The 25,215-nt window shown below is 52.9% G+C and carries 20 protein-coding genes and 2 pseudogenes; 15 read left to right on the forward strand and 7 right to left on the reverse strand.

The window, feature by feature from the left end:
- Nucleotides 1–90 precede the first annotated feature (90 nt).
- A complete protein-coding gene (locus ACP7D9_RS14365) occupies nt 91–3,333 on the reverse strand; it encodes an AAA domain-containing protein (protein ID WP_426158129.1) in 3,243 nt (1,080 codons plus the stop codon).
- Nucleotides 3,334–3,601: 268 nt separating this feature from the next.
- Between ACP7D9_RS14365 and ACP7D9_RS14370 the strand changes: the two genes are divergently transcribed.
- Complete coding sequence (locus ACP7D9_RS14370; protein ID WP_426158131.1) at nt 3,602–4,078, forward strand: LexA family protein; 477 nt, start codon at nt 3,602–3,604, stop codon at nt 4,076–4,078.
- On the forward strand, nt 4,075–5,346 hold the full coding sequence (locus tag ACP7D9_RS14375) for a Y-family DNA polymerase (RefSeq protein WP_426158133.1): 1,272 nt from the start codon (nt 4,075–4,077) through the stop codon (nt 5,344–5,346). Before ACP7D9_RS14370 ends, ACP7D9_RS14375 begins: the two co-directional genes overlap by 4 nt.
- Nucleotides 5,347–5,425: 79 nt before the next feature.
- On the opposite strand, the gene ACP7D9_RS14380 is transcribed toward ACP7D9_RS14375, so the two are convergent.
- Both ACP7D9_RS14380 and mobI read right to left on the reverse strand, forming a co-directional pair.
- Complete coding sequence (locus tag ACP7D9_RS14380) at nt 5,426–5,749, reverse strand: hypothetical protein (protein ID WP_282317796.1); 324 nt, start codon at nt 5,747–5,749, stop codon at nt 5,426–5,428.
- A gap of 61 nt (nt 5,750–5,810) precedes the next feature.
- Nucleotides 5,811–6,278 carry a conjugative transfer protein MobI(A/C) gene (mobI, locus tag ACP7D9_RS14385; protein ID WP_282317797.1) on the reverse strand — a complete coding sequence of 156 codons (468 nt, stop codon included), beginning with the start codon at nt 6,276–6,278 and terminating at the stop codon, nt 5,811–5,813.
- A 587-nt stretch (nt 6,279–6,865) separates the two neighbouring features.
- Here mobI and ACP7D9_RS14390 point away from each other — a divergent pair.
- Nucleotides 6,866–7,876, forward strand: coding sequence for a ParM/StbA family protein (locus ACP7D9_RS14390; RefSeq protein WP_426158136.1), 1,011 nt, complete (start codon nt 6,866–6,868; stop codon nt 7,874–7,876).
- A 10-nt stretch (nt 7,877–7,886) separates the two neighbouring features.
- Nucleotides 7,887–8,390, forward strand: a complete 504-nt coding sequence (locus ACP7D9_RS14395; RefSeq protein ID WP_426158138.1) for a hypothetical protein — start codon at nt 7,887–7,889, stop codon at nt 8,388–8,390.
- A 34-nt stretch (nt 8,391–8,424) separates the two neighbouring features.
- Here ACP7D9_RS14395 and ACP7D9_RS14400 read toward each other — a convergent pair whose 3' ends face one another.
- Nucleotides 8,425–9,117, reverse strand: a complete 693-nt coding sequence (locus ACP7D9_RS14400) for a LexA family transcriptional regulator (RefSeq protein ID WP_426158140.1) — start codon at nt 9,115–9,117, stop codon at nt 8,425–8,427.
- Between the two features lie 447 nt (nt 9,118–9,564).
- Here ACP7D9_RS14400 and ACP7D9_RS14405 point away from each other — a divergent pair, with 447 nt between their 5' ends.
- The 8 genes from ACP7D9_RS14405 to trfA all read left to right on the forward strand — a co-directional run bounded on the left by ACP7D9_RS14405 (nt 9,565) and on the right by trfA (nt 18,744).
- Nucleotides 9,565–10,122 carry a transglycosylase SLT domain-containing protein gene (locus ACP7D9_RS14405; RefSeq protein ID WP_426158142.1) on the forward strand — a complete coding sequence of 186 codons (558 nt, stop codon included), beginning with the start codon at nt 9,565–9,567 and terminating at the stop codon, nt 10,120–10,122.
- 2 nt (nt 10,123–10,124) lie between these two features.
- Nucleotides 10,125–10,634, forward strand: coding sequence for a hypothetical protein (locus ACP7D9_RS14410; protein WP_426158144.1), 510 nt, complete (start codon nt 10,125–10,127; stop codon nt 10,632–10,634).
- Nucleotides 10,624–11,049, forward strand: coding sequence for a hypothetical protein (locus tag ACP7D9_RS14415; RefSeq protein ID WP_426158146.1), 426 nt, complete (start codon nt 10,624–10,626; stop codon nt 11,047–11,049). Before ACP7D9_RS14410 ends, ACP7D9_RS14415 begins: the two co-directional genes overlap by 11 nt.
- 10 nt (nt 11,050–11,059) lie before the next feature.
- A complete protein-coding gene (locus tag ACP7D9_RS14420) occupies nt 11,060–11,833 on the forward strand; it encodes a FlhC family transcriptional regulator (protein WP_426158148.1) in 774 nt (257 codons plus the stop codon).
- Between the two features lies 1 nt (nt 11,834).
- Nucleotides 11,835–13,271: a 3'-5' exonuclease gene (locus tag ACP7D9_RS14425; RefSeq protein ID WP_426158150.1), complete on the forward strand. Its 1,437-nt coding sequence runs from the start codon at nt 11,835–11,837 to the stop codon at nt 13,269–13,271.
- A 2,569-nt stretch (nt 13,272–15,840) separates the two neighbouring features.
- Complete coding sequence (locus ACP7D9_RS14430) at nt 15,841–16,647, forward strand: ParA family protein (protein ID WP_426158152.1); 807 nt, start codon at nt 15,841–15,843, stop codon at nt 16,645–16,647.
- Entirely contained in the window at nt 16,647–17,618 is a 972-nt protein-coding gene (locus ACP7D9_RS14435) for a ParB/RepB/Spo0J family partition protein (RefSeq protein ID WP_426158153.1), read from the forward strand. Before ACP7D9_RS14430 ends, ACP7D9_RS14435 begins: the two co-directional genes overlap by 1 nt.
- Before the next feature lie 10 nt (nt 17,619–17,628).
- Nucleotides 17,629–18,744, forward strand: coding sequence for a plasmid replication initiator TrfA (gene trfA, locus ACP7D9_RS14440; RefSeq protein WP_426158154.1), 1,116 nt, complete (start codon nt 17,629–17,631; stop codon nt 18,742–18,744).
- Between the two features lie 867 nt (nt 18,745–19,611).
- Here the strand turns inward: trfA and ACP7D9_RS14445 are convergent.
- The gene (locus ACP7D9_RS14445; RefSeq protein ID WP_426158155.1) at nt 19,612–20,097 is read right to left on the reverse strand and encodes a hypothetical protein; all 486 of its coding nucleotides are present in this window, start codon (nt 20,095–20,097) and stop codon (nt 19,612–19,614) included.
- Nucleotides 20,090–21,016: a hypothetical protein gene (locus ACP7D9_RS14450; RefSeq protein WP_426158156.1), complete on the reverse strand. Its 927-nt coding sequence runs from the start codon at nt 21,014–21,016 to the stop codon at nt 20,090–20,092. The genes ACP7D9_RS14445 and ACP7D9_RS14450 overlap by 8 nt, the downstream gene beginning before the upstream one ends.
- 750 nt (nt 21,017–21,766) lie before the next feature.
- On the opposite strand from ACP7D9_RS14450, the gene ACP7D9_RS14455 reads away from it, so the two are divergent.
- Both ACP7D9_RS14455 and ACP7D9_RS14460 read left to right on the forward strand, forming a co-directional pair.
- Nucleotides 21,767–22,744 carry a DNA replication terminus site-binding protein gene (locus ACP7D9_RS14455; protein ID WP_426158158.1) on the forward strand — a complete coding sequence of 326 codons (978 nt, stop codon included), beginning with the start codon at nt 21,767–21,769 and terminating at the stop codon, nt 22,742–22,744.
- Nucleotides 22,745–22,803: 59 nt separating this feature from the next.
- Entirely contained in the window at nt 22,804–23,556 is a 753-nt protein-coding gene (locus ACP7D9_RS14460) for a hypothetical protein (RefSeq protein WP_426158160.1), read from the forward strand.
- An 87-nt stretch (nt 23,557–23,643) separates the two neighbouring features.
- Here the strand turns inward: ACP7D9_RS14460 and ACP7D9_RS14465 are convergent.
- Nucleotides 23,644–24,030 (reverse strand): annotated as a pseudogene (locus ACP7D9_RS14465) (Tn3 family transposase); the annotation flags it as partial.
- 381 nt (nt 24,031–24,411) lie between these two features.
- Between ACP7D9_RS14465 and ACP7D9_RS14470 the strand changes: the two are divergent.
- Nucleotides 24,412–25,131: pseudogene (locus tag ACP7D9_RS14470) on the forward strand (chromate transporter); the annotation flags it as partial.
- Nucleotides 25,132–25,215 lie beyond the last annotated feature (84 nt).

The following is a 25,215-nucleotide window of genomic DNA, read 5'->3' on the forward strand; positions in this document are numbered from 1 at the left end:
GTTGGAAGGGACGGCTTGCCCCTTCCCACGTCCTGCCTCCCCCTGCACTTCTTCCCAAACGAACTGACGCGCCACAGCTTCCAGCGATAGCTACTCAGTCGGTAAGACTTGGCGCTCGACGGATGCATCCAGCAGCGTCAATGCCGGCAACAGATCCATCACCTTGCAGAAAATCGGCCGCCTCGACCAGTCCGCCCGGTCACCGATGACGTACAGCCGGCGCTTGGCTCGAGTAGCCGCCACATTCACCAAGTTCGGCTCAGACACGGCCCACTCACGCGCCCCGGGCGAATCCGAATTGCCGCCCATGACGAGCACCACCACAGAAGATTCTTTGCCCTGCATCGTGTGGATGGTGCCAAAGACCATGGGTTGGCGCAGCATCGCCCGCAATTGATTGCGCACGTCCTGGAAGGGGGTAATCACCGAGACATCTTTGGCTTGCACGCCCTCCCGCGCCAGCCTGGCCAGCAACGCCTTCAATGCCACGCCCTCCGCCTCGACCCAATTGCCGCTCGAGGGCCCACGCACGTCGATCCAGCCTGTCGGCAGCGTGGCGGTGGTTTCCTTTACCGGGGATGGCGTACTGGTCCCGTAGACCATGGCGCCGTCATAGGCGATCCGGTTGGCCAGCTCGAACATGGGGCGGTCGCAGCGCCGGTGAACCACCAACGGTAATCCGACCCAGCTTTTCATGCCGGCCGGGCCGAGCATCTTGCCGATCGCATTGCCCTGGTCAGCCACCGACTGCGCCGATTGCCCACTGGGGATCCAACGCGTGTCGACCTTGAACGGCCGGCGCATGTGTTCAAGTGCAGCGTCAGATACGGACAGGATTGGCTTGAGCTGCAGGGGATCACCGACCATCACAGACCTGCGCGATCGCCATAGGGCACCCACCGCAGCCTGCGGCGTCGCTTGCCCCGCTTCATCCACCAGAAGCCAACCAATCTCGCCAGCCCCCAGCGTACTAAACGTACGGGCAAAGGATGCGAATGTGCTGCTCAGTACCGGTACGACCATAAACAGCGTTGCCCAAGCGGATCGGATGGCGTCTTGAGACACTCCACCGTACCGGGTTCCCTGCAGCATGCTGGTGACAAAGTTCAGGTTGGCGCGGACCCGCTTTGGTTCAAGCTCGAAAAAGGTCTTGTGCAGGCGTAGCGCTTCAATAAACACCCGCGCACGTGCCCGGCGCCATCCCGGGACAATCCAAGGTTCGGCCAACTCAATCGCAGGCCCGCGGCCGATGCCGCCAGTTCGTAGCCAGGCAAGAAAATGTGCTGCCTTGTACTTTTCGGCGAGCGTGGTCACCTCCGCTTCACGCGCTTTCGCCGCGTGTTGTAATTGCAGCAACCTGACCTCGCTCGCGACCATCAACTTGTCGAATTCATCCAGTTCTTCCTGGATCCGTTTTACTTTTGCATCAACGAGTGTCGCCGCCCGTTCATCCGCATCGAGAACCTTCTGCAACAGATCCAGCTCCCGCTTCCATTGTCGGTAACAACCCCACAGGCTGAACAGGTTGGCCAGAAACCCGGGCTTGGTCTTGTTATGACGCTGTATTTGAGTCGCCTGTGTTCGAACCGTACCCTGTGCGGTGGTGCCTTCCTCGATGATGTCGTCGACCCTAGACTTGAGGCGTTTGCGGCCCTCAATGGACAGAGCGAGTTGTTCCTGTTTTAGCCGGACCTGCTCTCGCGCCTGCAGCATGGCATCCACCATCTGAGTCGTCCGTGCGGCTTCAGCCCCCACCGCTTCAGCCTGGGACTTGGCGTCGGTGTAACGCTTCACGGCCGCTTGCCAGATGGACTGCCGGCTAACGGTGATCTTCTCTACCGCTGCTTCTTGCTCATCGAGCCATTCGCGGAAGCCTTTCGGTTTTCGCTCCTCCTCGAGGTCAGCTGCCTGCTCACCGTCAACATGCTCTGCCTTTTCCGGAGCGTCGTCTGGCTCGTCCAGCTCATCATCAAGGTCGACCGCGTCAGAGCCAGTCTTTGCCAGTGGCTGTCCATCGCCATAATAAAACCGCGTGACAAAGGTCTTTCGGTTGGCCTTGCTGCCCAGAGCGGCAGAGAAGAGCCCCCAGGCGGGTTTACCGGTCAGCCACTTGCCAAGGTCGGCGAAGTGATCCAGATCGGACAGCCATCGTTCGTCGATCTTGTCTCGTTGGGGGAGCTCCAGGGTGACGTTCTCAACCGCTCCGTTGTTGGAGGACGCCACTACAATTTCATGACCCAGCAGATGCTGATTCAGGGGGAAGCAAAATTGAGGCTTGCCTCCTTCCCTCGCCTGCTCGGCGCGTACACCCTTGTCTACAAATGCATCCGCAGCTCGCGGCAGCGAGGCCAATACATCCGCCCGCCCGGTAACGACCGAGGCAATGATGTCCCTCAGCAGCGTGGTTTTGCCGGTACCCGGCGGACCATTGACCGCACGCTGTCCTTTACTGGTGCTGAGTGATCCAACGACATGGTTAACCGCCAGTTGCTGAGAATGGACGAGCCCTTGGTCCGCCTCTGTCGGCCAGCAACCACTTGGGTAGCGAGACGGTGCCAGCTCGTCCAATACGTCACGTGAAAACCGATCATCGCTGACGTCCATCCGACCGCCCCCTGTGTGAGCTGTGAGGTAGGCATTCAGCGGTGCGCTGCTGTTGCTGCGCTCCAGGTTGTCCGCAACTTTGGCCAAGTCGTCCAGAATGAAGCTGTTCAACGGGTCGTCGTCGTTTTCGACCTGTGTAGGCTTGATCGGTTTGGAGCGAAAGCGATGGAAGCTTTGCTGCTCCGCGAAGAAATCACGCAGGCCCAGGTATGTGATGATCCAATTGGTGAGCCGGACAATTTTGTCCGAAGTCACGACCCCAGCAAGATGCTCTGTCGCGACGGCACGTACCCGGTCCTGGGTCTCGTCGAAACTGCGCGACCAATCCTCCCCTGCGCGCACTCTTGCCAGCAGCCAAGCGGCAGTGGACAGCACCAGACTGTCAGCCACCATGACGCCAGCGTGCGTTAATTTGAGCGCGTACAGGGCAACGATCTGACTCTGGGGTTCCTTGTACCCATGATCGGCGCCAAATACGTCCTCCAATGCCTTCACGGCGTATTTGAAGTCGTAGCAATGCCCGAAAAGTAGGTGGCTCCACACTTTGCCTTTTGGCAGTGGTTCTTTTAGGACATTGCTCGTTTTGTCCCAAGGCATCACAGGGTTAGCCACGGAAACGTCGTGAATATACGACTGATGAGGCATATCCCGTTTCTTGAGCTTGGGGGCAGCCTGCGGCTGAAGCAATTCGACTGAGCGCCAGTAACGGACGATATCGGCAGAGGTCATCCAGTGTCCTTAATGAATTTTGCGCTGCTGGGAATCAAGCGGTCTGAATAGGCGCACATCGTACGAGGCGGACGGTGTTGCTGGGAGTCTTTTTTCTCATAGCCCGCTCCCTGCCCATTTTCTTCAGTCTGCTCCGTCAGCGGTGGCCATCCTCCCCTGTCCATTTTTCCGGCTCCGCCGGGCCCGCGCTGCGGGCACACCCCCTGTCCATTTTTTTGCCACTGCCATCTGGCGCAAGATCGTTGTCGCTTGCTGGACTGCGTGTATCATGAATCATTTACTGTACGTTTATACAGGTTACCCAATGAGCGCCATTTCTGTCATCGGTCGCATCCGAGTAGAGCCTGCTTCCGGGCTGCTCCCCGTGTTCACATCAAGACTCAGTTGCGGGTTTCCTAGCCCTGCCGAAGACCTCATCGAGGAGATGTCGTCACTGGATGATATTGCTGTCGCCAACCCGCCTGCGACCTACCTGGTGCGCAGTGGAGGCGACTCCATGGTCGATGCCGGCATCTGGCCCGACGATGTGATTGTGGTCGACAGGTCCAAGAAGGCGGTCAACCGTTCGATCGTGGTTGCCATTCATGAGGGAGAGTTCGTGTGCAAGCGCCTGGTAATTTCCGGCGACGTTGTCCTACTCTGCCCCGAGAATAAAAGTTATTCCCCAATCGTAGTTTCCGACAAGGAAGGTTTAATTATCTGGGGTGTGTGCACTTTTAATTTGCACCGACTGTGCCCGGTATGAACGGACGACCAGCGTTCATTTTATTAGATGCAAACAACTTCTACGTGTCAGCGGAGCGGGTTTGGCGTCCTGAACTTGCAAACAAACCTGTTGTAGTTGCCGGCTCAGGCGATGGATGTGTAATCGCACGTTCCGATGAGGCCAAGGCACTTGGCATTAAAATGGGAGAAGCTGTTCACTTAGTACGCCAACAATATTGGCGCTCTGAGTTAATTATTTGCTCCGCGAACTTCCCCCTTTATGGCGATGCCAGTTCGCGCTTTATGCGAACTGTTGCAACAGTTGCTCCGAAAATAACACCGTACTCAATAGACGAATGTTTTATTCATGCCCATGGCATGTCAGACCAACAGTTGCACCAGTTGGCAATTCAGGCGAGGGAACGGGTGCTCGGGTGGACCGGTCTTGGTACCGGCGCCGGCATTGGCCCCACACCGACCCTGGCAAAACTTGGCTCCTACGGGGCTAAGCGGGTGTTGAAGACAGGTCTCTGCAACCTGATGTCTCCGATCGACAGAGAGCAGCTACTTGCATTGACGCCTGTGGGCGAGATTTGGGGAATTGGGCCATCTTTGACTGCTCGGTTGGCCGCAATGGGGGTAACAACCGCAGCTCAGTTTGCCCGGCTCCCGCGGCACGTTATTGAGCGTGAGTTCCCAGTGACGGTCCTTCGTACCCAACTGGAGTTGAATGGCATCTGTGCTGTTGATCTGCAGGGCAACGATGGCCCCCGTGAGATGATCAATGTGAGTAGATCCTTCGGATCGCGAATAGAGACGCTGGATGCTTTGACTGCTGCACTGGTGGCGTTCGCCTCAATGGCAGCCAGCAGGCTTCGAAAACAAGGGTCTTCTGCCTCAGCTATCCGGGTGTATGCACGCACTAGCCCTTTTGAAACTAAGTCAGCCCCGTACGCCAAGACGGTAACTGTCCCATTTGCACAGCCAGCGTCTGACGTCCGATTGTTCGCTAAAGCTGCCTCACAAGCTGCGCGCAGTATATTCAAGCCAGGAATTCGGTTTTCCAAGGCAGGTGTTCTGCTGATGGGCATGCAGCCGGCGGACGCAATGAGCCAGCAGGACTTGTTCGGTTACGACGACAAGTCGCAAAGTCGCTTGATGTCCGCACTTGACGAGATCAACTCCAGATTCGGTCGTGGCACAGTGCAACTTGCGAGAACGGTCGGCTTCGCCCGATCGGGGGCTAGGCCGGACAGCCTAAGCCCCGCGTATTCGTGTCGATTAGCTGATCTGAAAGTCGTTTTCTGATCCCACTTCTGTACCGCCAGGTCAGGCGTCACTGCTAGCAGCGCTGCTGCTATCCCTGTCCATTTTCTTCGTTTCTGATTCAGCGTTCCTTCCGGCAAGAACTATGGACAAGTTGCAAATGCTGGCGATCTAACTGCGGCCTCTTTTCTCCACCATCCCACGCGCGCTGAATATCCCTGGAAATCTTGACCTGTGCCGGCATCATCGGAAAGAAGCCGTTCTCCAAGCAGTCGAGCGCTGACGCTTGACCAGACGCCTTCAGAAAATCGTAGGGGCGCTGCAGAAACTCAGAGAGGGTCACATCGATCAAGCTGGCTAGTCTTGCCTTGCAGTAGATGTCGGCCCAAAGGTCCAGCTCTACCTTATCAATGGTGATCAAGGTCTCGTGAGGCGTATTGCTCATGGTCAATCCTGCTCGTTAATTGGATATCCCAACTCTATACCCTCTTGCCAATGTGCAACCCTCACTCAATCGGAGGATTAGCATTCACACGACGCTGTAGCTCCAATAGCGTCTTGCGGGCCTTCATGTTCGACACGAGACTTTCTCGGATGATTGCGAATTTAGGTTCATAGGTGTGAAACAGCTGCTGCAACCAGTAGTCCGCTTTCTTCACAACCGCGTCCTCCCTATAGCTGTGCCCCTTACCTTTTGGAATTGCCGTCGTTCTTTGTTTCTTCTTACCTCCTGGCAAGTCTACGAAGCTCACTCGCTTCCAAATGATTGACACAGAGTCCTGCTTGTTCACCTTCACCTGCACTGTTCGGTAGAGGATCTTCCCCTCTCGTTTCGCGTCCGCAAAGAATGCGTCTCTAAGCTCGATTGCCTGATCCCTCAACATGAAGTGAATAGTATCGAGCTCGCGAATCATCTCAAGGTACTTGGCGCTCAGCTTGCCACGCACCGAAGGGTGTTCAATCGGATCAATCATTACCCTACCCTTATAATAGGAATACAGAAAACTAGATTTCCCCTACCAAAGCGAACTGTTTTGCAGGGGCCAAAATCCATGGGCAATTGCCAATTTCGGCAAAACTCTACACGAATTGAAAATTCCCTTATAGGGGGAATCTAGCCCAACTTCCTGAAGGAATAAATTGGCAGGAATCTAGTACAACAAAATCCCTTATAGGGGAAATCTACCATCCTAGATTGCCTTTTCTGTCAGACGCATTCGTTTTGACGGCTACATTTCTCCTATAAGGGAATTTATAGCGAAATGAGCTCCACATCGGTGGGGAGTCGCACGGAAGCGAAAAACACCGCTTTCGCATCCTTTGCCGGAACTGAAAATTGGGGCGAATTGGGGGGTTGCATATTGGAAATCGATGGCAGGATTTAAGCGTGAGGTGCGTTTGTCGTCCGATTGTGCCGGGACGAAAGTTCGAGCGAAGGGACGATGCCACTCAAGACAGAATCTCAATTCCGCCAGCTGTTTTCGATAGTCGACCGATAGTCGACCGAATGAAAAACAGCTTCGGACCAATAGCAAACCCAAGCGAGAGCTTAAGGAGCAACATGGCCAGCAAAAACAAACCCACCGGCGACTTCGTTGTAGGTCTCGACATCGGCTATTCGAACGTGAAGATGGCGTACGGTCATGCCGATCAAGATCAACCTGGCCTGATGGTTCGACCTGCCCAAGCGGCACCTGTGACCAGCCTCAATGGCAACATTGACCTGAAGGATGGCGAGCACTACGTCTATTTGAACAACGAACAGTGGGTCGGTTTCGTGAACCCGGGCCGCTCAGGAGTTAAGCGTGAACTCCACGCAGACTATCCATCGACCGATACCTATCGCGCCCTCTTCAATGCGTCGATCAGCGAGGTGTGCGCAGACGGCCGTTCGGTAATTGACCACCTGATCACCGGCCTGCCGGTGAAGCAAGCTCGTAATGCGGAGCTGGTTGAACGGTTGACTGCACAACTCACAGGCACCCACCAGGTATCACCCAAACGCGAGATCACTGTGAAGAAGGTCACGGTGCTCCCTCAACCTGTCGGCACCCTGAACTACATCTACGCAACCCATCCAAACCCTGAGATCCTTGAGGAGTCCGTCCTCCTCGTGCTCGATCCTGGGTTCTTCTCTGTTGACTGGGTTGTCTTCCGCCGTGGTGACATTGTCCGCGATTCATCGGACTCCTCCATGGAAGCCATGAGCGCTCTTTTGGATGCAATTAACGTAGAAATCGCCAAGGATTTTGGGGGTAATGGACCCGGCCGCGACAAGATTGAAATCGCGATGCAGAACGGTCGCAACCACGTCTTCCTGTTTGGTGACGAAGTCGATCTGGGCCCATTCATCGAGCAGGCGTCCAACATCGTGGCACCCAAAGCCCTCCTGAACATGAAGCAGCAGATGCGCTTTCTGGACGGGGAAGCAGCCGATTTCGTGCTGCTGGGGGGTGGAGGAGGCAACTGCTACAAATCTGCTGCACAACAGGTTTTTCCGCGCTCCAAAACGTTGACCTCGGACCGACCAGTAATTTCGAACGCCTTCGGGTATTGGCTGAACCACGGTTAAGGGAACGAGCATGGGCAAGTTAGACGACGACGACACTCTGAAAATGCTGGTCAAGCTGACATCAGAGTCAAAGCTCCTCTACAAGGATCTAGAGAGCACGTCCAAAATGCGTCGAGCCAGGCGTCTCCTCTATCTTGCTCAGCTCGGCCTGATGACAGAGAAAACGCTTGAAGGGGAACATTCCCCAGGCGGAAGGATGACCATGTCGGCCCTCGTGGCTGCCAATGAGGTGAAGGAAGCCAATGCGCAGGACGAACGACAAAAGGATGAAGTACTCACCGGGGTGAAATTTGGCGATGAGGTTACAGAAGTTTCGTCACCGTCTCTGTCGATTGATAGGCCTATGAAGGACTCAACGAGTGGCAACCAGGAGCCGCAAATTCAGGCAACTGAGATTGGTAAACCCCAGCCCGATGAAGTCGTATCGGCATCGGTGAGCCCGGCCCTGGAAACTAGCCAACCGGCCCAATTGCTGAACCGAAATAGACCTGCTTTCAAATCGTCGCTCGCCTGAAAATACAAAGCCCGCTCATCAGCGGGCTTTTGTTTTAAAGTGCACTCAATGACATTCTACAAACGACCTTCGCTATTACACGTGTATCAGCGTTTTTAGGTAGACCAGTATCAGAGTCAATAGGAACAGTGGTACCTAAGATATTAGGGTTCGTCGACGTCAAGGCAAAACCAGTGATAACCGGAGACACTTGCCGCAGAACTACAGAATCTCGGATAGAAATCAGATAAACACCCTCGTGAAGTGTTTTCTGGGAAATATCTACAAGAATGATGTCATTTCGGGACACAACTGACTTTAAAGCATCTGTATTCACCAACACAGCCCTGGTGCTTTCAGGCGTTAACCCATACTCACTCAAAAGTCTGAGAGGCATCGGCAATGTCCGAAGGACTGACTCGACAACAATCGCTGGGGGTTCTTTGGCCAAAATTCCCAACGTGAAAGCTAATTGTTCGGGACTTTGAACCATCAAAGAAACGTCATCAGCTTTCGTAATGTCGGATCCAGTCGCTAAGTACTCGACGGTAGTCTCCAGGACACGGGCCAATTGGACAAGACGCTCACGTGTGCACGAGGTTCCCTTGTACAGCATATTCTTGACCGTAGACTCAGATTCTTCTAGGAGCTGAGCCAACTTCGTTGCGGAAATTTCTCGAACCTTCATCAGCTCGGTCACGCGTGTGACAAAGGCTGCATGAGTGGTCGCTTCAGCGGCGTACTGCATGTAATGCGATCCTCGGCTCTTCCACCTTGGTTTCTGTTAAATGGCGACCATCGCGCCACCCTCGGCGAAACCTCACCCGGCAGCTTATAGGCGTTAATTTTAACGGCGTTTATACCGTGTCAATTTACACCCATTCAATGGTGTAAATCAAAACCTCGAAATGTGACCCTTTTAGAGTAGATAAATGAGCACGCAGTGTAGATTCTTGTAATATCACTTTGAGGTCAAAGTAGTGTCAATAACATGGCATTTGGCCATTTTTTGCATGTTTTGCGAGAAATCTAGTCAAAAATGTGACATTGGTCCTGCCGCTCGTCCGATTTCTGTGAACTATCTACACTGAATAAGGGTCATATTATGGTGAACCATCTTGAAACATCCTGAACCATGGGTAGAATGCGCCCCGAACGATAGGCCATTTATGCACTAGGACAGGGTCATATTTCGATGGATTGCACACTCAAACTTGCACTGGCGGCGGCAGTAGCCTTATGGCTGCAACCGCTCTCAGCATCGGCATTCAGCCTCAAAGGGACAGTGTGGGAGCAAGAATCCAATCGCGCCTGCAAGGTAGACCCAAAACTGCTCTACGCAATCGCCCTGGTCGAGTCGAAAAATTATGATGGCCCATCGGTAAAGCCGAACCCTTACGCGCTAAACATCGACAACAAGGCCTATCACCCCTCCACGAAGGAAAAGGCTGCCGATCAGCTCAATAAGGCCCTGACAAAAACGAAAACAATCGCCGTAGGCGCCATGCAGGTGAGCATGCGCTGGAACGGTCATCGTGTTTCAAATCCCGCTGATCTACTTGATCTCAATACGAACGTTCGTGTTGGCACGCAGATATTTTGCGAGTTCATCAAAGAAGGGAAAGGCGACTTAGCTCTTGCGCTAGGCCGTTACCACACGCCAAACCCAGATCTTGAGCAAGTGGCACGTGATTATGGGGTAAATGTTCTGCGCGTATGGCGCCGACTCATTGTTCTCGAGCAGGAGGGGTGATCATGATGGATTCGTTCGCGTTGAACCTTGCACTCCGAGTTGCTCAGGATTGGGCTAAAAACAATGACCCAGCCTACGGTCGATATTTCGACCTGGCTCCTGTAGATCGGCAATGGCTTGTCCAAGCTGCTGAGAGCGATTTAGCCGAACTTGCATCGCTTCCATCGTCCATTCTACTCGTCAACATCGGCACGTTGAGTGAAGAAAAGTTCACCGGGTTTCAAACCCCCTCCCCTGCCGTCTCAACCATCAGCCAGCTCCTCGGCGCGATTGCAGATGATCTTCGCATCAGGGGGCGTGTAGGGATGATTGACTGGGGCATCACCTGCGCGGACAAAGCCAACTGGCTCGCGACAAGCAAAATGAAAGATCGAGTCAGGCTTGCTGCACAGGGGCGAGTTACATTCGCCGCTCGAACCTCCTTTAGCAAAATCATCGTTGGCGCGCCTGATAGCACGGTACGTATTGCGAACCTGATGCGGATACTTTCCGGAGGGCGTCGTGGTGAGTAAGCAAAGACAAGCCATACGGTTGCTCAAAGCGGGGCTTAGCCCCATTTTGGTCAATATTCAAACCGGACTTTCGGCTGAACAGATCCTGTTACCGGCCGACGTTAAGGCGCAAGTCCGCAGCCTGGTCGCTTATAACATACCCGCACTGGATGACATTTTGAGCGTCCCTAACAAGGCGTCTGGTGCCGCAGCACTTCTGCTTCTTTACACCGCCCTGGCAGACCGTGCCGAGATGCAGGTCGACATCGACAAGCTTGTTGCCGCGTATGAGGACTACCTCCGCGAATACCGGCTTGTTCAACGGACTGTACAGCCCTCCCCTCTTTCACTGGATGAGGCCTGGGTTCTCGCAAGAGAACTTCGCAGCTCAGATCAGATAACACTCTTAAACAAAATAATATCTAGCGTCGTATAGGGGCATTGAAATGGACGAATCACTTGCCAGCGTTTTGGCTAAAGCCGGTTTCCGATCGGCGATCATCCGGCTACATACCGGCCTGACCCGAAAACAGGTCACAAGCCTGCGGAAAAAATTGGGGGTCTGTGGCCCGTCCGAATCCGGCCCCCTGCCTAACGCAGAAAACCTTCTGGTCAAACGCGCGGTTTCTCTGGAAGCCAGCCTATTCATGCTGGCGTATTTAATTACTGCCGAGAAACCACGTGAAGCAGTTGATATCTATGCGGTAATGGCTGCCCATACTCAGTACCTTGACAGCCACTCAGCGTTGCGCGGTGGAAACCTGGACCTTGAGAATATCTTGGAGCTCGATGACGCGTGGTTGATTGCACGTGATTACCGGAGCCAGGAGGTCACCATGCGATCCTGCAGTAATTGTCACATCGAGTTTGTAGCGAGCATCAATCACCGGCGTCATGCCTGCCCCCTGTGCGAGGGTGTCCAAGTACGTGATCCTTTCCATTGTGACGTTGCAGACCGAACCGTATCGGCTCGGAGCGTCGGCGAGCTCATTGAAGTTTCGATGAAGGTCAGTCAATGGGAGAACTGGGGGTACAAGTCCGAAGAAATCAGGAACGAGTTTTCTCTTTCTAATGGCGAACTACTCGCTTGTAGGAAATTGCTTTCACTCCCAGAGGAAGAAATCCAACGGCTTTGCTTGAAATTTCAAACCGGCGATCGACTGGTTAAATACCTAATCAAGGCGCCTACAGTGCGTGGCCATAGCCTGCAGGCGGCTTAAAATGCATGCGCCTACGGAAGAACAGGCGGCCTTTCGGAAAGCATCAGTAGCCTTATTGGAGGCACCTCGAGGAATAGTAAAGTCAACGGCCGGAGCGGGTTGTGGTAAGACCACCGCATTAAGGGGAGCAGTCCAGGACTGCAATCGAGCCGGCGCAAGCCGGCTTTTAGTTCTATCGTATGCCAAACCGCTCGTATCGGAGGCTCAAGGCCTCTTTGGAAATCTCGCTGTCGTCCGAACCTTCAACAGCATAGCTCTAGAGGCTGTCGGATCCCGCTCAGAAGGCCGTACCATTGGGCAGCTCTACCCTTCCCATGTCCTACAAGCATTTGATCTACATAACAAAAAATTACCGATAGATGCTCACGCCTTTGCCAAGATCATCATTGGCTCAGTCGGCAAGTTTTGCTCGAGCGCAGACTCAACATTATCGGCTAAACATATTCCAGCATGGGTACGAGAACCGATAGTCGCCGATCTTGCCGTGCGCTACGCAACAGTACTATTCGACGCTATGCGCGTATCGTCGAGAACCAGGCTACCCCTTCCGCACGATCTGTATGTCAAGGATTGGCACCTGCAGGGATGTCCAGGCCTTGCACATTTCGACCAGTTGTTCCTCGATGAGGCTCAGGACGCATCAGATGTCATGCTCTCCTGCCTGGCGTTCGCTAAGCGTGCCTCGTACGTTGGAGATGCCGGACAACAGATCTTTGCATTTCGCGGCTCTCAGGACGCTATGCTGAAGGTTCCCGGCCGTGAGTTCCCCTTAACTCTGTCCTTTCGGTTTGGCCCTCATATTGCCGAATTGGCGAACCGCATATTGGAGTGCAAATCGTCCCCTCCTCCAATAAAACTTCGGGGCCTCGCAGGAAAATCTTCAAGAGTTGGGCCAATTGCGGCAAGCGATGAGCACACACGCATTTTCCGCACGAATACAGCGTTAATACGAGATGCCTTAACCCTAAAGGATCTTGGGGAATCATTTTCAATCGTCGGCGATACCTTAGATATTCGCGACAAAGCTGAATCCGTTTTTGCATTGATGAGAGACTCGCCCAGAGAAGCAAAACACCCAGCGCTTTCCTCGTTTAAAACTCACGACGAACTCGCTGAATGGGCTTCAGGCCATCCAGATACAGAAATAGCTCAGATCTACTATCTCGCAAGAGATTACGAACTGCGGGAGGACGATCTCTTGCGAGTGCTGGCTGGCCGAGGGCAATCGAATAGAGGACGAATCACGCTGACAACCTGTCACAAGGCAAAAGGCAGGGAATTTCTGAATGTCGTTGTCCGAGATGACTTCGATCATAGCCTAGCTACCGCTAAACGCCGGGGAATTGCCCAGTTAGACGAAGAGCTGAATCTACTGTATGTCGCCACTACGAGGGCAAAGCAGACTGTTGAGCTTCAGGTCTCGGAAATACGGTTTTGACCCCCTCCCCTCCCCCGTCAAAGGCCCGCTTGTTGCGGGCTTTTTATTGTCCTCAAGTCTCAGGTCAAAACCTATGACGATAGTCAGCCGAATGTCGCACTATTGTCGACCATTAAAGTGGCCCTAACTCGTTACTGTTCAGGCCCGAGTATCCGAAACGAGTTTTGTCGTCCGTTTGTCGCTCGATAGTGATTTACTCAAACCTGAGTACGTAGTCTGAAAGCCCAGCATCACTACGCATCATCCATGCTGTACCTTTATACAGTTCGCTGAAAATTCCGATGTCGCCCTTTCCAATTGCACTTCGCCCCACCTCACCTGTCATCGCCGGCTGTGCAACTTAGAGAATTTAAGCCATACCCTCTCCTTCCGGAATAAACGGCTCCCGCCATGGGAGAGAGTTGGATAGTGCTAACTTTTTCAGCTAGCGAGCGCCACAGGTCTACGCCCAACGCGGCTGGCCAGATCTAACCTTTGCACGTCCACATAAACGCGCTTGCGACAGCACTTCAAGCAGGGTCTGGTGCTGGCGACGTGCTCAGTTGCTGCCCGCTGCCCGATTACCTGACCACTATGAAGGGGCGCCCTGAGATCGCATCCCAGGTCTGCTCTTAGACCAGAGCTATTCCCATCATGGGAATGAGCATTGACTGGATGATCACTCCACAATTACTAGACGAAGGTTCCGGTCGCTGTCTGCCTGATCCCTGAAGGCGCGCGCCTTCATTACAGTTACGGCGATTAAAGAGCTCGATTCCCACCGTGGTAATGCCCGAAGTTTGAGTATCACGAATAGCTCCAGGTCAAGCCAAGCCAAGCCAATCCACTGTCGCCGCCGATTACTTCTTTTCTATCTCAAGAGGAGCGAGACATCCATCTAGGAGGCTCCTGACCAGCTCAATTCCCACCATGGGAATGAGCACTGGCATATCACGCAGCAAATTCTTGGAACGGTTGGGGTCAGCCAGTCTGCTCCCTGAGAGGTGCGCGCAACATCGATGGTATGGCGATGAAAAGCTCAATTCCCACCGTGGGAATGCCAGAAGGTTGGGTCGGTGACTAACATCAATCCACGGTATATGTCGTCGCTGTCACCTGCCTCCCATTAGAGCGGCGATCTGCATCCCAGGTCTCAATCTCCACCATGGGAAGAAAGGAACGGGCTCGCCACTAGTTCCTGGCTCTAGTGCGAGGTCGCCGCCAGATAGATCCCAGGGAGAGGAACGCTACTTCATCGCAGATCCGACGATGGAAAAGTGTATTCCCACCGTGGGAATGCCCAAGGGTTGGGTCTGACGAATAACACCTATCCACGGTACCTGATGCCGCCGGTTACCGGCCTCACCTAAAGGGAGAGATCTGCTATTCAGGTACCCTCATCAACCTGCTCAATTTCCACCATGGGAATACGCAAGGGTGGAGCTCGCCACCAGTTCCTAGGCACGATGCGGGCTCAGGCACTTAGGTCCTTGGAGGAGGGCGACTTCATCACAGGTCCAATTGGAAATATGGATTCCCACCGTGGGAATGCCCAAGAGTTGGGTCTGACGAATAACACCTATCCACGGTACCTGATGCCGCCCGTTACCGGCCTCACCTAAAGGGAGAGATCTGCTATCCAGGTACCCTCATCAACCTGCTCAATTTCCACCATGGGAATACGCAAGGGTTGAGCCCGCCACCAGTTCCTGGCCACGATGCGGGCTCAGGCACTTAGATCCTTGGAGGAGGGCGACTTCATCACAGGTACAATTGGAAATATGGATTCCCACCGTGGGAATGCCCAATGATTTAGTCAAGAGACAATCACCTATTCACGGTACCTGATGCCGGCGGTTATCGCCTCACCTAAAGGGAGCGATCAGCCACAAGAATTGCTTAATAACCCGCTCAATTCCCACTATGACAATGCGCAAGAGTAGGGGCCTCGCCACACATACATGGCCTTTGTGCGGGGGGAGGGGGCATCCGGGCAACCTAACCAAATGGGTATGAGCCATCATCTAGCATGATCAAAATCGATTCCCACTGTGGGAATGAACTTGAGATAGTAGAGGGCTTCAGCCCAACCGTGAGGCTTAGCGTTCGCATCGTAACCCGGCTATCGCATGCTACGCACAAGAAAAGAGGCACTCATCAACCCACAACCAGATGGCACCGAGCGACTAAGAGCTTCAGTACTAACGCGAGCACAACGATTTCGGTTGCCCGAAAGCGAATCACTAACCTAGGTTGGGACTCGGTTAGGGTGATTCCGACATTACGCAGATGCAACGGGTGCTAGAAGACAATGGGAATCAGCGCCTTGCAACACTCCAATCCATTCCCACCGTGGGAATGAGCGGACTGTTGATACCTATCGGACCATACTTCACAGGGGCTGAAGAAGGTAGAGCGAGTCGAACCAATAGATGCTCGTTGGTTACGATTAGGAAAATGAGAGCTGAACATAAACGATACCACCAAAAAAAAGACGTTTCCCCACAACACAGACGACGTAATGTTGCATAATGCCAATGACGATGTATGAACAGGTAGTAAACCTGAGATCTTTCATTAGGAGTAAAAAATGGCAGACCGTGTCGTTAAAACAAAGATCATTGCCATTGCCAACCATAAGGGCGGCGTCACCAAAACAACCACATCGATTAACCTTGCAGATCATCTGGCACAGCTCAACGAGGCCAATACCGTCGTGCTAATCGATATGGATCCGCAAGCAAACGCGTCAAAGCATATCGGACCTGATCATCCAGCGAAGGTCACTCATAACCTCGCTGAACTGCTATTGAATCCGGCATCAAGCATCAGCGCGTTTATCTTTGAGAACACACAAATTGAAGGCGTAAGTCTGATCTACGGATCTCTTAGTCTCGAAACTGTGCCTGATATGATTAAACAGGAAGATCCTAGACCTAACGAAGTTTTGAAAGCCCGAATTGCTCCATTAATGGGCGTGGTCGACTACATCATTTTGGATTGCCCACCTAATCTTGGGCTTCTCACGATGAATGCACTCGCTGCAGCGACGCATTACATTATTCCCGTTGAATCGGGTGCAGCATATGGGCTATACGGACTTGCCGACCTCCAGGAGCGAATCAATAGAATTAAAAAAATCAATCCCGAGTTAAGTTTTCTTGGAGCTTTGTTGGTTAAACATGATTCGCGGCTGACCTTGTGCCAAGAAAATGAGCGCGATGCGATTGCAATGTTCGGAACTGTCTGTCCAGTTAAAATTTCTCAAACAAGCAAAGTGAATCAGTCCATTGCAATAAGCAGTAGTTTGCGGATGCTTGATCGCAATAACAAAGTTACGAAACAATATGGGGAACTTGCTTCCTACGTTGCCGAAAGAACAGGGGGCTCTAGATAATGAGCGCACAAACCGAAACCACTCCGAAACCAACCCAGAAAACTGGCAAGGCGACAGGCGGCAAAGAGACGAAGACGCGCCGCCCAGGGATTAATGAAAGGCTTGCAGGCACACTGCAAGAAAATTTCTCGAATCATAAGTTGATTATTGAAAACACCGGTATTTCGGAAACGGAATACTGGGCGGCACGCCCCATAGACCTTTCAATAATAGACCCCAACCCATGGCAACCAAGGAAAGACTTTGATGGCATTGAGGAACTTGCCAAACTGATCGATGAACAAGGTTTGTTGGTTCCCATTGAGGTTCGATTAAAAGGTAACCGTTATGAGCTCGTATCAGGTGAACGCAGGGTTAAAGCGCATAAGCTTTTGGGTAAGACCCGCATCTTGGCCCACGTCGTCAACATCACTGACCAAGAAAGTTCGGTAAGGGGAATTGTTGAAAACCTTGGTCGAAAAGACTTATGTGATTTTGAAAAATCACGGGCGATCATCAGGCACAAAGCTGAATTTGGAAGCCTAAGTACAACGCACCAAGAGTTCGGACTGACGCAATCTACCTACTATCGTATGATGGCGTTCGAAAGCCTTCCTGAGGCGGTGAATACTCTTCTTGATAAAAAACCTTCACTGATCACAGCTGCAAGTGCCGAGAAAACCGTAAAGTTTATTAAGGAGAAGGTTGAGTCTGGAACCTCATTAGAGGCTTTGGAAAAAGCACTCATCTCTATCATTCAGGCTGCTCTGAGCAGCGGTGCGCCTATAAAGAATCTGGCTCGGTCGCTTGAGAAAAAATTTCCGCAAAGCACTCAAACGATGGCTGGTACCGAAATCAAGAGCGGGGAAGTCAAGCTCGGGCATGCGAAGAAAAGCAAAAATTTCTACGAGCTGAAACTGGTACGCTCGCAGTTCTCTGACGAGCAGCTTGAAAAGCTTGAAGAGTTTCTGAAAAGCCTTAAATCGGCATAGGGGTCCAAGTGTGAACGACACCAAATCGGAACGGCCCAGAAATGGTGATCTCTTCGCCACTCAGGGCGGTGCAGAGGAGGAGGGTGGTACACCTCAATCAAAGCCAGGTTATGGCATAAAAGCAGCAAGAGAGCGGGCCGAAGCAGCTAAGAAAGCCGCATCTCTCAAAGATGATGCTCAAGACGAACAAGAGCAGGAGGCTGGTGATGCGACCAACGGATCGGGTAAAGCGGCAAAACCTCACTCCGAAAACTTAAAGTCTGCAGTTGCCCCTGCCACACGACGAGGCGATGGCTTAAAGGCCGCACAACAACGAGCCAAGGAAGCAAAAGAGAACGCCGATAAGCGATTGGGCAAATGGGCAGAAGAACTTCGAGAAGCTCCGAACGAGGCGCTTCGATGCGCACTGTTCACCGCTCGAAATCGAAACGTTAAACGCGAACAACTCAAATCAGTTGAGATTTCCAGTTATGGCAATTCCCGTGTGATCTATACGGGGGAGGAGCTACGCCAAGACGACTTAGACGTTTGGCTGCAAGTTCTTCATCTTGCGCGGCTTCAGGAACTAGGGACGCCTATTCGTTTCAGCCCAGCTCAGATGAAAAAAGACCTCCAGTGGCCATACGGCGTGAAACACACTGTCAGGCTCATGACGATCCTGACCAGACTGAAAACAACTGGGGTTCAGTTTCACTCGGAACGCCTTGGCCGCGGTGTTGTTCTCTCTCTTGTCAGAAAGTTTGAATACAGTGATGACTTTGACGTCGCTGGAAAACGCGCTGATGAGGAATGGATCGTGGAGTTGGAACCTGAGATCGCCACCTTGTTTGGTGGGGGCTTTTATAGCACCAGGATTGAATGGGAGCAGCGAATGGCATTGCCTGGAAACCTAGCCAAATGGCTGCATGGTTTCTATGCCTCGCACAGTGAGCCATATGCTCTGAACGTTGACACGCTGATAAAGCACGCTGGATCGCGCGTCTCTACACAAGGCAAAGCGAGACAGATGGTCAAGGAAGCCTTGAACGAACTCGTTGCAGTGGGCTTCTTAAAAGAGGCTAGTTGTGACAGATCAGGCAAGGTGACTGTCGTGAGAAACAAGACAAATACCAAGACCCCCGCTTAGGGGGTTTTTTGTGCCTGTAGATCACCTCGCCCTGAGCGCAGAAGTAGGAGGGGAGGGTAACGTTTTCATTCCCCACCAGGGCCGCTGATCACCAGAGAGATGCACTACCAATTGCTTGGACGGTCGACCATGAATGCCGGCGCTCGGTTGATATTGGCTCTGTCCGCAGGCTGGGACAGGTTCCCACCTGAACCGGATAATGCTGACTAAGGAGTAAAGATGAGCCTGAGCACCACCTGATTAAGAGGTAGATCCACCAAAATAGAGCGGCACAGAAACTCACCAAGGAGTAAAAAACGGAGAAAAGTGTCAAAACACTGCTCAGAACGTCGCTACGAAAAAAGAATGAAATGCTCTGCAAGCCCTTGAAATAGGCCCTAGTGGCGCTTTGGAAACCCTACAACCGGGTCAAATTAGCCACTCTGGACAGGAAGGAAGGCTTAGCATGGTGAACTTTTTTACTCCTAAATCAGGTGCCCCTGAGAAGTTGGATCTCCAGTTGGGTCAAAGCGGCCCATAGATGGATTTATCCTTATTTATCAATAGGTTAGGTTGTGGAGCGGAGCCGAGCCAAAAAGATACCCCATAATCAGGCAGGATTACTCCATAGTCAGATTATCCAATGGTCTATGAATCTCATTAAATATCAATGACTTACAGACTGTATTTAAAGCTAAATAAAGGGTAAAGAGCCGACGTACCTCATAGTGAGGTACTGTTACCTCTTAGTGAGGTAGCTTTACCTGATAGTCAGGTAAAAAAACCTCATGGTGAGGTTTTAAGTATTTGCCGGAAAGCCTTGTAAATCATGGGCTTCAGGCACGTTTCTCATACCCTTAACCGCTTCTAACAGGTTTCTAACCGCTCTTAACCAGGATCAGAAACTTTTGCTTTGGAATGATAGAAGCGCGCAGCAGTAGCGCGAAGCATTGAGAGGCAGGTACCGGGGTCAAGTCCGACTTGGATGGAAAGCACCCGCATTGTCAAACAGCCCAATTCGAAGACCTTGTCAGGGGTAATTGGCACCATGACCGATCGGCGAGGCGCCTGCATCTTCAACAGAAGAACACCTTTGTCGAGCTGGTTCTGCAAAGTCAAAGATTTAGATCGGCTTTTACCATGGTTCGACGCTTCGAACGTAGGAACCAGGCCCATTACCGCGCAGAGAAACAAGGTTGTTTCTCTAGGTGTGACCTGAAAAATTAGCTTGTTACCCCAATCGAATTCAGCGCCGGCTTTGTTGGCGCCATCGATACTCAGGACAGTCTCCCCACCAGCATTTGTGGCAATCTCAAATTTGAGAGCACAGGAGGTAGCGTAAACATTAAAGCCTTGGTAGTTCGCCTCATTCATGGGAAGCACCGGGACCAGCTGTGGAGAGCAGGCCACCAACTCGATCATTCAGCTGAGCCAGTTGTTCCTTATACGCATTGGCCTCGGCCTCAAATTGGCTAGCTCTGGTAGACGCGGTACCTACTTCAAGCCGTAACCTGGTTATTATTTCGAGATCCACATCGCGATCGCGTTGAAGCTGCAGGATCTGTCCGTTAACAGTGGCTTCACGCTCCCTCGACGCTTGAGAATCCCGTCGCGCATCGAGCAACGCCGAGTCCTGCTGCTTCGCTTTCTCCACTAGGCCGAATACACGTTCCTCCAACGTTAAAACTTCATCACGAGTGCGCCCCAACAACGATTTCTCATCTTCAAGCGACACACGAAGAGAGGAGACCTGTTCTTGAGCCTCTTCAAGCTGGCTGTTCAACGCATCCAGGGCAGAAGAATCTTTCCGAGCCTGATCCTCCAATTTCGCTAGGGCAGTACGTACCTGGTCGCAGTTGTCTTTTTCGACAAGAACTTGGTTCTCAAGATCGTTGTTTGTCTGCTCGAGTCGATCGATCAGCAAATCCGCATCAAGCAAAGCATTGCGCTGTTGTTCAAGCGACGCTTTCAAGGACTCAATTTCCTCTAGAACGGCGGACTGAGTGGCTTCGTTCAGCACAACTGCCAATTCCTGCAGCAACTGGTTAACCGAGGCTTCCGTCCGTTTAACGTAGCTAGAGATCAATGCTTGTGCGCGAGCTGGAATGCTAATGGTCCCAGCAGCAGACGAGCCGTTCAGCTCTAAGTGTTCTGTCCAGATCCGCATCAGCCTATCGGCCCGGCCACTGCCAATTGCGTTACGCAGCGAATACCCATTCACCGCGCGCCCAGTCGCGAGAATGGAATTGCCAGCGTCGACGATGTCTTGATTTGAGATAGGGGATTCGCGCACAACGAGACACCTTGCAATGAATGTTCTTTTGATTGTAACTAGTAACAAACAAACAAACAAACATACATTGCAATTGGTTTTTCTGACTTGAGACAGTCGCTCACTTAGGCCGTTAAAACACTGAACACTTGGCCGAGAGCAGTGGCCACGATCCCCATGGTTGTCAGCGACAGTCAGTAATAAACAGAACCAGCCCCTAACTCATCCCTGCCAATTTTTCGGCTCGATCTGCGAGAGGTTCTAGGAGGCTCGGACGTTGCGGCCACCGTTTTGGACGTTCAGGTTCAGCCTTGGAAATGGCCGCCGGCAACGTCACCTGGAACTCTGAAGTACACAGGGACGGCCCGGCCGATAGCGGCTGGCATAAACAGACTCGACTCTTCAAAACGCGAAAACAAAAGGTCGACAATAAAGCGACAAAGAAGCGAATTTATACCACCCCTGCATATGCTAAAGGGACCATTCTGCGACCTTCCTGTCCCTACACCTAAATGCGAAGCACGCCGCGCACCTCCCAGGAGCTCCGCTGAGCCTTGAAACCGCAAAAGCAGGCGCAGGGCGCGACCCCTATCCTGATCGGCCCGCGCGAAGCGCGATGGAAGGTAAGAGGAAGGTAAAGGGAAGGTAGATGAAGGTGAGGGTAAGTCTTCGGTGAGGTAGTGGGGGAGGAACGCGGTAGTAGGGTTTGGTTTGTAAATAGATGAAGCCATGCAGGGGTGGTATAATGTGAGCTCATGTATAGGGGGTCCTATGTACGAACGAATCCAGATTGCGCACCAAACACTGACGGCAGCCATCGAGGCATTCAACCGAACGTGGCCGACACAGGTGGTCGACGGTGTGGTGTATGTGTTGCCGTTGCTGAACGAGCAGAAAACGCCAGACATTTTGCTGGTGGAGAGGGTTACTGGAGCTGATGCCATCAAGATGGCCATCGATGCGATCGGGACTTTCGAACGCGACATAGGACAGGCCCCGGGCACAGTCATGCGCCTGCCTGGCTATTTCACGGTGGCCACCTCGGTGCTCGATCAGGTACTTGCGATCAACGCATGCAAACAGAACCTGGTCGACGCCATAGAGATGGTGCGAATTGAGCAGAACCTGACGCCGGAGATGCGGCCGCGGATTATGCGGCGTGCACTGGGGGCGAGCTTCAATACCAACCAGCTGAAGCGATCCGTACACGCGTTCGACGGAGCCCCACGCCAAATTACCTTTACGTGGGCTGGTCACTCACCTGGCAACGAGCGAGTGACCGTCAGCAAGATCCGCGCTCAGCTCGAGGCCAAGGCAGAGATCCGCGCCGGCGCCGAGGACATTCCGGTGGAGCAAACCCCGGAGTATTTTGACCTCAACTCTATTGTTCATCTTTCGGACGATGACATCCTTATCAAACACAAAATGGTCGCTCCCCACCCACGCTGCATGCTTTGGTTTTCCGAAAGCAGCCGATGGGACGCAATGATCAAAGCCAATCTTCCGGTGTTTGTGCTGGCTAGCGATCGAGGACCTACGATCAAGCCACTGAAGTCATTCGACCGCAGTGCAAGGCGTGCCAAGCGACAGGACGAAAAGGCGCGTCAGGAGGTTCTGCAGGGGCGAGACATGTACTTACCTACCGCCAAGAGCAAGCCTGTCCAGAAGAAGGACATTGATCGCCAGAGTCCGGAGGAGGGAGTCGCATCCACTTATCGCTTGGCCGGGCAGACTTACACAAGCCAGTGACAGGGGTTGCATCTACAGCAGGTGCGGTAGGATGTATTCAGTCGAAAGGAGAATTCGCAATGAAGATGATCATTGAGTCAGAAGTCAAACGTGCTGAATCACTGGTTGAACGCTACATGGGCCTGCCGCCAGAAACGATCGATCTGTTCTGCTTCAACGTGGATGCATTGCGCAAGGCTCCTGCCGACTTTGGACGCGCTATCAGCGCATTACGCCAGGTAGCCGGCAAAAGCTACCCTTCGCAAGCTGATGCAGCCTACGCCGTAAACGTGGTTGATCTCATTGCAGAACTGGCGCAACGGCCACAACTGCCTGCACCCATCCAGAAACTGTGGGCGGTGGAGGAGGGCATTCGTACTGCTGGTGGACTGTGGACGCTCAAGCACTTGGTGACGATCGCACTGGCGTTCGCCGGCGTGCTGGTAGGTAGCACTAAAGTCATGACCTTGGGTTACGAGATGTTTGCCTATGGCGCTCTGGCACTGATCGTTACATCGGGAGCATTGCACCTGACACACAGCAGTAACGCCGGCACGAGGGTTCCGGTTTACACGATTGGTGCTCTTGTAGCCTTCTGTGTGCTGAACACACTGTTCGCACCTAATGTCGGGTTTCTTCTTTTGCTTGCAGGCGCAATCGCCTTCATGGCTGGGTCGTTTCTAAGTCTGTTCGATACAAAAAATGGTCCTACCGGGGGCGAGTTGTTCCCCGAGGAATACCAGCCAGTGGAAGGACTACGTGCAGAAGAATTCAACTACTACAAGGTGACGACTGGCAACGATATGAGCGAGCCAATTGACAGATTGTCTTGACAATAAAAAACCGGCTTTCATAGCCGGTTTTTTTAGTATCAAGGGTTCTATTTAGGGGAGCCCGCAGAATTCGGAAAAAATCGTACGCTAAGGTTTTCCGGGCAACCGTAGCGGCCTGAACTTCCCGTCCTCCAGCCTGCGGCTCTGCCGCCAGACGTAATCGCCGGTCAGGTTGATGTGTTCCCAGCCCAGCGGCGACAGGTATTGCAGCAACTCACCGTTCACCGGCTTGCCGACCTCGACCAACCCCTGAGTGGCGCGCTCCAGGTACACCGTGTTCCACAACACAATGGCGGCCGTCACCAGGTTCAGGCCGCTGGCCCGGTAGCGCTGCTGCTCGAAGCTCCGATCCCTGATCTCGCCGAGGCGGTTAAAGAACACCGCCCTGGCCAGGGAGTTGCGCGCTTCACCCTTGTTCAGTCCAGCATGCACGCGGCGGCGCAGTTGGGGTTTGGGGAGCAATGGAACCAAAAACCAACGTAAGCCCGACTAGCTCCGTTCAGAGCCCTCTTCCCAGGCATCCGACTCGATAAAACCATTGCGCAACTTGACCACCCATTGGCGCCGTTATTGACCAGCCGGCTGCATTCTTGACCAGTTATTTGCATTCGGAGTGACCAGGAGGGGGGCAATAGAGAAAACGGAAAAAATCGTACGCTAAGGCCAAGCGTGTTTTGCTAATGAACTGTGCTAGCAGACAAAACCAGCGGCTAGCACAACATCGATTACTTGCATTGCGACACCCAGTACGAATTGCACGGTACTCCAGTCGTTTTGGGCAGCTATAAAATCGAATTTCGTTATCGAAGTTCGATTATTATGGATTAATCTGTGGAAAATCAGGTAGGCCAACGCATGACTAATACCTCCACCGATGACCGCAGCCCATGGTCGGTTTTTCTTATTTTTCTACGACTTGGATTGACCTCCTTCGGCGGCCCCATCGTGCACTTAGGCTATTTCCGTGACGAGTTCGTCACACGACGGCGCTGGTTGTCTGAACGCAGCTATGCTGATTTAGTGGCGCTGTGCCAATTTCTTCCAGGCCCAGCAAGCAGCCAGGTCGGCATAGCGTTGGGGCTATCACGGGCTGGATATAGCGGGGCGCTGGCTGCTTGGACAGGCTTTACGCTGCCTTCGGCCGTAGCTTTAATCCTGTTCGCGCTGGGCATTTCCAACTATGGGGATTCCGTTTCGCCGGGCGCGTTGCATGGCCTAAAAGTGGTGGCCGTTGCCGTAGTCGCCCAAGCGGTATGGGGCATGGCGCGCAACCTGTGTACGGATGGGCTGAGAGTCACAATAATGGCGATTGCCGCCTGTGCTGTCCTGCTCGTACCGTCCGCGTGGGGGCAGGTTGGTGTGATTGCTGCCGCAGGCATCATAGGCCGACTATTGTTCAAGCCAGCACATACTGTTGAGCACGACCCACTACCTATCACGGTCAGTCACCGGGCCGGCGCACTTTGGCTATCGTTATTTTTTGCCCTGCTGATTGGCCTACCGATCTTGGCAAAATTGCTGCCAAGTCCAACGATGGTGGTAGTGGACGCCTTCTATCGTGTGGGGTCACTAGTTGTAGCGGCCTGCATTTAAAAACGTCCCGACCTGCAATCAATACGATTTTCGACCGGAATTAACTGCGACTGACCGGCCCGGCAA

The organism is Pseudomonas sp. TSRC2-2 (assembly GCF_049897785.1).
In the GTDB taxonomy this organism is placed as follows: domain Bacteria; phylum Pseudomonadota; class Gammaproteobacteria; order Pseudomonadales; family Pseudomonadaceae; genus Aquipseudomonas.

Coding starts and splice junctions, on each gene's coding strand:
- ACP7D9_RS14420 (WP_426158148.1), top strand. CDS start 11,060: ATGGACGAATCACTTGCCAGCGTTTTGGCTAAAGCCGGTTTCCGATCG.
- ACP7D9_RS14460 (WP_426158160.1), top strand. CDS start 22,804: ATGAAGATGATCATTGAGTCAGAAGTCAAACGTGCTGAATCACTGGTT.
- ACP7D9_RS14445 (WP_426158155.1), bottom strand. CDS start 20,097: ATGAATGAGGCGAACTACCAAGGCTTTAATGTTTACGCTACCTCCTGT.
- ACP7D9_RS14395 (WP_426158138.1), top strand. CDS start 7,887: ATGGGCAAGTTAGACGACGACGACACTCTGAAAATGCTGGTCAAGCTG.
- ACP7D9_RS14400 (WP_426158140.1), bottom strand. CDS start 9,117: ATGCAGTACGCCGCTGAAGCGACCACTCATGCAGCCTTTGTCACACGC.
- ACP7D9_RS14405 (WP_426158142.1), top strand. CDS start 9,565: ATGGATTGCACACTCAAACTTGCACTGGCGGCGGCAGTAGCCTTATGG.
- ACP7D9_RS14425 (WP_426158150.1), top strand. CDS start 11,835: ATGCATGCGCCTACGGAAGAACAGGCGGCCTTTCGGAAAGCATCAGTA.
- ACP7D9_RS14435 (WP_426158153.1), top strand. CDS start 16,647: ATGAGCGCACAAACCGAAACCACTCCGAAACCAACCCAGAAAACTGGC.
- ACP7D9_RS14375 (WP_426158133.1), top strand. CDS start 4,075: ATGAACGGACGACCAGCGTTCATTTTATTAGATGCAAACAACTTCTAC.
- mobI (WP_282317797.1), bottom strand. CDS start 6,278: ATGATTGATCCGATTGAACACCCTTCGGTGCGTGGCAAGCTGAGCGCC.
- ACP7D9_RS14410 (WP_426158144.1), top strand. CDS start 10,125: ATGATGGATTCGTTCGCGTTGAACCTTGCACTCCGAGTTGCTCAGGAT.
- ACP7D9_RS14380 (WP_282317796.1), bottom strand. CDS start 5,749: ATGAGCAATACGCCTCACGAGACCTTGATCACCATTGATAAGGTAGAG.
- ACP7D9_RS14365 (WP_426158129.1), bottom strand. CDS start 3,333: ATGACCTCTGCCGATATCGTCCGTTACTGGCGCTCAGTCGAATTGCTT.
- ACP7D9_RS14430 (WP_426158152.1), top strand. CDS start 15,841: ATGGCAGACCGTGTCGTTAAAACAAAGATCATTGCCATTGCCAACCAT.
- ACP7D9_RS14370 (WP_426158131.1), top strand. CDS start 3,602: ATGAATCATTTACTGTACGTTTATACAGGTTACCCAATGAGCGCCATT.
- ACP7D9_RS14455 (WP_426158158.1), top strand. CDS start 21,767: ATGTACGAACGAATCCAGATTGCGCACCAAACACTGACGGCAGCCATC.
- ACP7D9_RS14390 (WP_426158136.1), top strand. CDS start 6,866: ATGGCCAGCAAAAACAAACCCACCGGCGACTTCGTTGTAGGTCTCGAC.